Genomic DNA, 8,340 nt, shown 5'->3' on the forward strand with positions numbered 1-8,340 from the left:
GATCAAACTCTCAGTAAAGATGTTTGATAAAAGCTCAAAAAGAATTTGACGTTTCGTTTTGTCCAGTTTTCAAGGAACAATCTTTGCTGTTTCTTCATAACAGCGACTTTTACATTATATCAAGTATAAAGTGCGTTGTCAACACTTTTTTATCTGCCATGCCTCATGTGAAGCAGCGACATTTACTAATATACCAAGATAGCAAATCCATGTCAACAGTCTTTGTGTATTTTTATTCTATATTTTTTAGCTTATGGAGGGAATCCGGATTTAGCTTGTTACCGTTATGCTTCGTAGCGGATTTCTCCTCCGCCGCTGGTCACGATTGCCAATTTTCCTGTGAAATCAAATGTTTGGACTGGCACCACCCTTTCCAAATTAGGTTCATTTTCAGTGTAATGGTTCGCAAAGAAGAAATGAATGGAAACGTTTTCATAATTTGTGTCTATTTTTTTGCAATCGGCCCTTAGATGCTTCTTTCCCGGCACAGGCAATAATGAAAATCATCGGCAAATTCACTGCAGGCGCCCATGATGCAACAGCAGCACTGGAAAAAGCGGGGGCTGGTCAAGCGCCCCCGCGGTCCATTTGATAAAGTTTGCGGTAACGCGCATGGTTTTCCATTAAAACCGCGTGTGTGCCCTGCATGGCGATTTTTCCTTCATCCAAAAAGACGATCTGATCCATTTTTTCCATACCGGCCAGATGGTGGGTAATGAAAATCACCGTTTTATCCTTTAAAACTTCAAACATCGTATCGAGCAGGTCTTTTTCTATCAGGGGGTCAAGCCCGACAGTCGGTTCATCCAAAATGACCACAGGCGTATTTTGCAGCAGGATCCGCGCGAGGGCGATTCTTTGCCGCTCGCCTCCCGAAAAACGCTGGCCGGTTTCCTCCATTTGGGTATGGATCCCATTTGGAAGGGAGTGGAGGTACCGGTCAAGTTTGACTTGCCGGATGGCCTCCTCGATTTCTACGGGTGTGGCGCCGGGGCGTCCGAGGGCAACGTTATTTTCGACTGTTGTCGCGAACAAATAAGGTTTCTGGTTCAAAACGCTGACCAGCTGGTGAATCCCTTCGCCGTATGCTGCCGGGGCATGCCCGCCGATGGAAACGGTCCCTGAAGCAGGCTGCAGCGCCCCGATCAGCAGATGGAGAAGCGTCGATTTGCCTGCCCCGCTTTTGCCAAGCACGGCAATCTTCTGCCCGTGGGGAATGGTGAGTGACACATCGTTCAAAGCTGCGGCCGGTTCGTTTTCATAATAGTAAAAGACGTGTTCCAAACGGATCTCCGCTTTCTCTCCCGGAACTGCACTGGGACTGCTTTTATCCGGGACATGTTGCCGGATCGTGTCAATCCGTTGCAGGGATTCTTTGTATGCCGGAATCTTTTCCACCGCCGCGGATGCCGGGATAATGCCTTCCAGAATCGGAAGGGTTACAAGCGTAAAAGACGCAATATAGGTCGGGGCGATATCTCCGTGCATTGCGGCATGCCCTGCCCAGATGCCGGCAAATATTAAAATGATGCCCGAGATGACCTGCAGCTGAAAGTTCCGGTTATGGTTCCAAAAAGACATCTTTCTTTCTATTTCATGACTCTTCCGGCTGTCTTCATAAAACTGCCGGAAGAACCGTTCTTTCTTTCCGCTGATGATCCAGTCGCGGATGCCGAATAAAGTATCCGTGACGCTCCGGTACAGCCGGCTCTGTGTTTCTTTCAGCGCGATTTGCCGTTTTTTCATGAAATATAAGGATAAAAGCGGGTAAACAAACAGGATGATCCCCATTAATATGGCAATCCACAACGCAAACAGAAAGTCAAATGCAGCCAGCGTGCAAACTGAATATAAAAACAAAAACAGCGCCGTTACAACAGGAAAAATGGTGCGGATATAAGCGTCCTGCAAGTGCTCGATGTCATCGGCAAGCGTGCCGAGCAGATCCCCCGCCTGAAAACGGGAGCGGATAAACAGCGCCTGCGGTTCGAGCATTTCATACAGTTTGACGCGCATATCGGCAAGAATCTTCAACACCGTATTATGCCCGCTAAGCCGCTCAAAATAACGGGCGACCGGCCGCGCGATCCCGAAAGCGCGGACGCCGACGATCGGCACATAAATCAAAAGAATTGTCGCCGGCATTTCCGACGCCCTTGTGATCAAATAGCCGGACGTAAAGGTGAGCATCGATGAAGCAAGAAAAGCAACAATGCCAAGCAGGACAGTAGCTGCCATCAGCCACCGGTACTGGCGGATATACGGTTTAATATACCGCTTGAAGTATGCCATGTTCTGCCCCTCCCCGCTGCGCCTCGACAAGTTCGTAAAAGGCGCCTTTTTTCCGGTACAGTTCTTCATATGTGCCCGCTTCTCTAAGCCTGCCGCCATCCATCACCAAAATCAAGTCCATTTCTTTTACCCAGTGCAGGCGGTGGGTGGCAAAAAAGACAAGTTTCTGTTCAAAAAGCGGGAGCATCAGCTGTTTAATTTCTTGTTCCGTTTCGATATCGAGATGCGCAGTCGGCTCATCCAAAAGCATAACCGGCCGCGTATCCAGCAATGCCCGCGCGAGCGCAATCCGCTGTTCCTCACCGCCGCTTAGCGCCCGTCCGCCCTGGCCAATTTTTTCATCGAGCCCGCCCGGAAAGCCGGCGATGAGGCCGGAAAGCCCTGCCGTCCGGACCGCTTCCTCGATTTTTTCAAGCGGCGCATCCGGCGCATACCAGGCAATATTTTCCCGTACGGTCCCCGAGAAAATATACGGATGCTGCGGAATGTAGTTCACCTGCTTTTGCCATTCGGAAAAGGACAAATGCGGAACTTCCAGACCGTCAATCCTGATCCGCCCGCCATCCGGCATGGAGAACCCGGATAACAGGTCAATAAGCGTCGATTTGCCCGAACCGGAGATTCCGATCACGCCGATTTTTTGAAACCCGCGGGCGGTAAATGTGACATCCTGCAAAATCGCCCGGTTTTCTTCCGGCGACTGTTTTTCAAGCCCTTCCACTGTTAATGTGCTGTGTTCGTTCCAAACCGGGACGGGAAAAGAAAGCCCGGTTCCAAAGTCTTCTTTTTCGGCAAGCAGGCGGTGGATCTTCTCGCCCGCTTCTTTCCCGTCCATCGTGGCATGGTAATCACTGCCGAGATCGCGGACGGGCATAAAGTACTCCGGCGCGAGAATTAAAAGCGCAAGGGCCGGTTCAAATCCGATTTGCCCGTTAATCAGCCGGAGCCCAAGTTCCACGGCCACGACCGCCACGGACAAAGTCGCGAAAAAATCCAGGGAGAACGACGATAAAAAAGCAATCCTGAGCGTCCGGTTTGTGGCAATCCGGTACTTGTTGCTGACTTCCCAAATGGCTTCTTTATGGCTTTTGCTCCGCCCCAAAAACTTTAGCGTCACAAGCCCCCTTAACGAGTCCACGAAATGGCGGGAAAGCAGCTGGTACGTTTCCCACCTTGCTTCTTTCTGCTTTTGCGCGGCAAGCCCGAGCAGAATCAAAAACCCGATTAAAATCGGCATGACAACGAGCAGCGTAATCCCGGTTTCAACGTCCTGTGAAAAAACATACACAAGGAGAACAGCCGGGATCGTCAGGCACGCGATAAAGCGCGGAATAAAAAGTTCCAAATAAGTACGGAACTCTGGAATGCCCTCAAGGCAAAGCGTCACCAGATTGCCTGTGCCATGCCTGCTGATGGCGCGCGGCCCGATGCGGAACAGCTTTTCAACGAGCAGGTTTTGGTAATGGAGGGACGTGCGGCTGGCAAACCGGAACGCAACCCGCGACTTTGCCCACTGCAAAAAGTGGCGGATGAGATGGGCGGCGAAAAAGATGCCAAATTCGGCCGCTGTTTCCTGCCACGGCACCCCTTTATATAAATGGACAATCGCTTTTGCCAGGTATGCCGCCTGCACGATAATGGCAACCGATTGGACCATCGTCAGGCATCCGGCAATGATAAAAGTTTTCAAGCTGCCTTTATACTGCATCAGATGTTTATCCATCCGCACCAGCTCCTCTCCGGTATGGCCGGCCGTTCCGCCATACGCAGGGCTTTTTTGATTCGTTCACCGGCATCTTTTTCCACCTGCACGGGGCGATTGTGCCGGATTCATACTACAATCTGCGTTTTCTCCGCACCCATTCAAACGGTGCCGGATGAAAAAGAAAACACCCGGTTTGCCCGAAATCCGCTCCCCGGGTGGGCAGCGGGCGGCAATCTTTAACCCCCGCCCCCTGAACTTTTTTAATAATGCAATTCATGCGGTGTAACCCGTTTCCGGAAGACATAGTAACTCCAAATTGTGTAAGCGAGCACGACCGGCACCATCGTGCATGCGACAATCGTCATGACTTTTAACGAATACGGGCTTGACGATGCTTTATAGAGCGTCAGGTTGTTCGCCGCCCCCATGGAACTGATCAGCACGTTCGGGAAAAGCGCAACGAAAAACGAGACGGTTACAAGAATTAAAATCAACCCGGTTACGGCAAAACTCAATCCTTCTTTTTTATTCCGCAAGAGCGGATACAGTCCCAGATAAAGCACAATGGCAACGGCATAGACTGGAATTAAAATGGCGCCCCGTTTCACAAACGCATCTGTAAAAACAGCGGTTAATATGGCAAACAGGACAACGACGGCGCCAGCAGCCATATACATTTTCATCGCTGCTTTTCCGGCACGTTCACGGATTTCGCCGTCCGTTTTTAAACGGATAAACATCAGGCCATGCAGATAGACAAGGGCGACAAAGGCCAGCCCGCCGACGATCGTGTAAAGGTTGACGATGTCGAAAAATCCGGCATGCATCGTCATTGAGCGGTCAATCGGAAGCCCCTTGATCATCCCGGAAAACAGGGCGCCGAGCAAAAACGGCGGCAGGAGGCTTCCAAGCAAAATGGCCCAGTCCCAAATGCCTTTCCATTTGCTTGCCTGGAGCTTGCCGCGGAATTCAAAGGCAACCCCTCTGGCAATGAGTGCAAGCAGCAGGACGACAAAGGCAAGGTAATAGCCGCTAAAAAGCGTGGCATACCAGTTCGGGAAAGCGGCAAACATGGCGCCGCCCGCTGTCAGGAGCCATACTTCATTGGCATCCCAGAACGGCCCGATCGTGTTAATGAGCACCCGTTTTTCCGTCTCATTTTTGGCAAGGAATTTTGTGCTCATCCCGACCCCGAAATCAAAACCTTCCAGAAATACAAATCCGACAAATAACACACAAACAAGCACAAACCATAATTCATTTAACTGCATTATACAAACCTCCTTGTATTGAAAGGATCCGATGCAGTAATGTCTTCTATCGGTTTTGCCTGCGGGCCCTGTTTAATGACGCGGATAAACAGGTAAGCCATCGCCACGGCAAGCAGCGTATACACAATCGAGAAAGCAATCAGTGAAAACAGCAGCTCGCCGGCCGAAACATTCGGCGAAACGCCCGCACTCGTTTTCATCAGGCCGTTTACCACCCATGGCTGCCGGCCCATTTCAGACATAACCCAGCCGAACGAGTTGCCGATCGTCGGGATAAACATGCAAGGGAACAGCCATTTCAAGTAACGCATGCTGTTTTCGATTTTTTTCTTCCAGACAAGGTACAGGCCGATCAAACTCATCAGGATCATAATGCCGCCAGTGGCAACCATGATCCGGAAGCTCCAGAACGTTGTTTTTACAGGCGGAATATAATTGCCTTCCCCGTATTTTTGCGCGTATTCTTTTTGCAGCTCGTTCATCCCTTTGACGGATCCGGAAAACTTGCCATAGGATAAGTAGCTCAGCAAGTACGGAATTTGCACCTTGTATTCCGACTTTTTATTTTTCGTATCAATGATGCTAAACAGTGTCCATGGCGCAGGGTCCCCGGTGTTTTTCCAGATTCCTTCCGCAGCAGCCATTTTCATCGGCTGGACATTAATGAGATAACGTGCCTGGCTGTGCCCGGAAAAGGCAAGGCCGAGCCCGCTGAGAAGACCGACGATAAGTGCGATGGCAACAGACCGTTTGAAAAAGGCCACATCTTTTTTCCTGATCAAATTCCAGGCCGAAACACCGGCGATGAAAAACGCACCGGTGGCAAGGCTGCCGAAAATAATGTGCGGGTAAGCCACCTGCAATTTTTGGTTCAACAGCACGGCGGCAAAATTGTTCATTTCGGCGCGGCCATTGTGAATTGTATAGCCGACCGGGTTTTGCATAAATGAGTTTGCGGCCATAATCCAGAGCGCCGACAGCATGGTTCCGATCGAGACGAGCCAGATGCAGGCCAGATGCAGTTTTTTCGGGAGTCTGTCCCAACCGAAAATCCACAGGCCGATGAAAGTCGACTCCATAAAGAACGCAAGCAGCGCTTCAATCGCAAGCGGTGCGCCGAATACGTCCCCGACGAACCTCGAGTAGGCCGACCAGTTCATCCCGAATTGGAATTCCTGGATAATCCCGGTCACCACCCCGACTGCGAAGTTGATGAGGAAAAAGGTTCCCCAAAACTTCGTCATTTTCTTGTAAATTTCTTTCTTTTTCACCAGGTAAAGCGTTTGCATGACAGCGACAATAAATGCCAATCCGATTGAAAGCGGCACGAAAATGAAGTGGAACAAGGTTGTAGTTGCAAACTGGGTCCGTGCCAATATGACTTCACTCATTTCCCAAAATCCCCTCCTCTTCCATATTTCCGTTACTTTTTCATTACACTTATATTATATTTAATCTTTTTATGGTACAGATAGGAGCTGTGTGACAATTCGGTTAAAAACTGTCGAATATTATTTGACAAATCATTTTTCTGGAAAAATATTCTTCCCGGCCTATTGACTTTTTGTGAAAGCGTGATCAAAAGAGGGGTGGCTCATTCGGGCGGCTGGGATAATCGCGTCCATTTTTTCCGGTCCAGGTCCGTAATTTCCTTTTTTCCAGAACGCTCTCCGCTTCTTCTTTTCCAAAAAGCCGTAAAAAAAGAGCGGCTGCCTCCGCTCTTTACTGTTTCATTTCCCGCCTATAGGACACGGCGAACTGGGCATATTCGCTTTGGGGCGCGACTTTTGTCAGGAGCTTAAAAAGAATTCGGTACCGTTCTTTCATGGCCCTTTTGATGACCCGCTCAATCCGCTCATCATTCAGGTCAAGTAAAATTTCTTCCATTTCTCTTTTCAACAAATACTGCATTTCCAGCAGCTCTTTTTCATGGACGACAAGACCTAACACCCGCATGCACCCTTTCTGTTCATGGTACGTCTATTTTTACCAAATTTAAGGGAAATATCACAGCACTTTTCCTTGCATAATCCTGAAAAAATGGCGCATACAATAAGACAAGTGCAGTTTTTAACGGGAGGTTGAATCATGCACCATACGAAATCGCGAAACTGGAAACCGTATCTTTTCATTGTCATTGTCTCGTTTTTTACTGCCTTATTGATCTATACCCAAACGCTGGCGCAGACGGCAACTTTTTCAGCAAAAGGCACCCCGAAAGCCGTTTTTAAAGGAGAAAACGGCATTGCGTTAACTTTTAATATTGGCTGGGGCGATGAAAAAGCCGTCCCTATCTTGAAAACGTTGCAGAAAAACGGCGTAAAGTCCGCAACCTTTTTCCTGTCAGGCGCGTGGGCGGAACAGCACCCGGATATTGTGAATAGGATTGAAAAAGCCGGATATGAGATCGGAAGCCTCGGTTATGCCTATGTGGATTACACGGATGAAGAACCGGCTAAAGTGCGGCATGATATGCAGAAGGCACAAGAAGTGTTTAAAAAACTTGAAATAAAGGATGTAAAACTTTTGCGTTCCCCGACCGGCCATTTTGACAAAACGTCATTAAAAATCGCTGACCAACAGGGGCTTACAATGGTTCACTGGAGCGTCAACACCGATGACTGGAAAAACCCGGGCACCGCAAAAATTATTGAAAAAGCAAGCACAGCCGAAAACGGGGATATTGTCCTGCTGCACGCTTCTGATGCCGCAAAGCAGACGAACAAAGCCCTGCCGCAAATCATCCGTCACTTGTCGGATAAAGGAAAATTTGTGACCGTTTCCGAAATGATTGCAAACGGCAAAGCAGAAACGAAAGTGATCCCTTAAAGGTCAGGGCTCCCGGACAGGTTGGATGGCAACGCTGAATCGGGAGCCTTTGTTTCTGCTCACCGTACCATGGCTGATAATGCTTTCTGCTGCGGATTGCCGGGATATGGCGATGGAGGGAAAGATTTCTTTCCTTCTCCACCGCGTATACAGCCTGATGCTAGTATAGTTTCATGGACACCCTTTAGTGAAATATAATATTAACGAAGGGATGTGTCCTGATATGGGTAACACAAGCGAAAA

The 8,340-nt window shown here is 49.2% G+C and carries 6 protein-coding genes; 1 reads left to right on the forward strand and 5 read right to left on the reverse strand.

Going from position 1 to position 8,340, the window contains the following annotated elements; genetic code table 11:
• Positions 1 to 567 precede the first annotated feature (567 nt).
• The 5 genes from cydC to IC21_RS00640 all read right to left on the reverse strand — a co-directional run bounded on the left by cydC (position 568) and on the right by IC21_RS00640 (position 7,218).
• Positions 568 to 2,292: a thiol reductant ABC exporter subunit CydC gene (gene cydC, locus IC21_RS00620; protein ID WP_029142971.1), complete on the reverse strand. Its 1,725-nt coding sequence runs from the start codon at positions 2,290 to 2,292 to the stop codon at positions 568 to 570.
• On the reverse strand, positions 2,267 to 4,015 hold the full coding sequence (gene cydD, locus IC21_RS00625) for a thiol reductant ABC exporter subunit CydD (RefSeq protein WP_029142970.1): 1,749 nt from the start codon (positions 4,013 to 4,015) through the stop codon (positions 2,267 to 2,269). Before cydD ends, cydC begins: the two co-directional genes overlap by 26 nt.
• 242 nt (positions 4,016 to 4,257) lie before the next feature.
• Positions 4,258 to 5,268 (reverse strand): cytochrome d ubiquinol oxidase subunit II, encoded by a 1,011-nt coding sequence (gene cydB, locus IC21_RS00630; protein ID WP_013858125.1) that lies wholly within the window; start codon positions 5,266 to 5,268, stop codon positions 4,258 to 4,260.
• A complete protein-coding gene (locus IC21_RS00635; RefSeq protein WP_029142969.1) occupies positions 5,268 to 6,659 on the reverse strand; it encodes a cytochrome ubiquinol oxidase subunit I in 1,392 nt (463 codons plus the stop codon). The genes cydB and IC21_RS00635 overlap by 1 nt, the downstream gene beginning before the upstream one ends.
• 331 nt (positions 6,660 to 6,990) lie before the next feature.
• Complete coding sequence (locus tag IC21_RS00640; protein ID WP_019722035.1) at positions 6,991 to 7,218, reverse strand: hypothetical protein; 228 nt, start codon at positions 7,216 to 7,218, stop codon at positions 6,991 to 6,993.
• Positions 7,219 to 7,356: 138 nt separating this feature from the next.
• On the opposite strand from IC21_RS00640, the gene IC21_RS00645 reads away from it, so the two are divergent.
• Positions 7,357 to 8,097, forward strand: coding sequence for a polysaccharide deacetylase family protein (locus tag IC21_RS00645; protein WP_013858122.1), 741 nt, complete (start codon positions 7,357 to 7,359; stop codon positions 8,095 to 8,097).
• Positions 8,098 to 8,340: the final 243 nt, after the last annotated feature.

The organism is Heyndrickxia coagulans DSM 1 = ATCC 7050, assembly GCF_000290615.1.
Lineage (GTDB): Bacteria > Bacillota > Bacilli > Bacillales > Bacillaceae_C > Weizmannia > Weizmannia coagulans.

Coding starts and splice junctions, on each gene's coding strand:
- cydC (WP_029142971.1), bottom strand. CDS start 2,292: ATGGCATACTTCAAGCGGTATATTAAACCGTATATCCGCCAGTACCGG.
- cydD (WP_029142970.1), bottom strand. CDS start 4,015: ATGGATAAACATCTGATGCAGTATAAAGGCAGCTTGAAAACTTTTATC.
- cydB (WP_013858125.1), bottom strand. CDS start 5,268: ATGCAGTTAAATGAATTATGGTTTGTGCTTGTTTGTGTGTTATTTGTC.
- IC21_RS00635 (WP_029142969.1), bottom strand. CDS start 6,659: ATGAGTGAAGTCATATTGGCACGGACCCAGTTTGCAACTACAACCTTG.
- IC21_RS00645 (WP_013858122.1), top strand. CDS start 7,357: ATGCACCATACGAAATCGCGAAACTGGAAACCGTATCTTTTCATTGTC.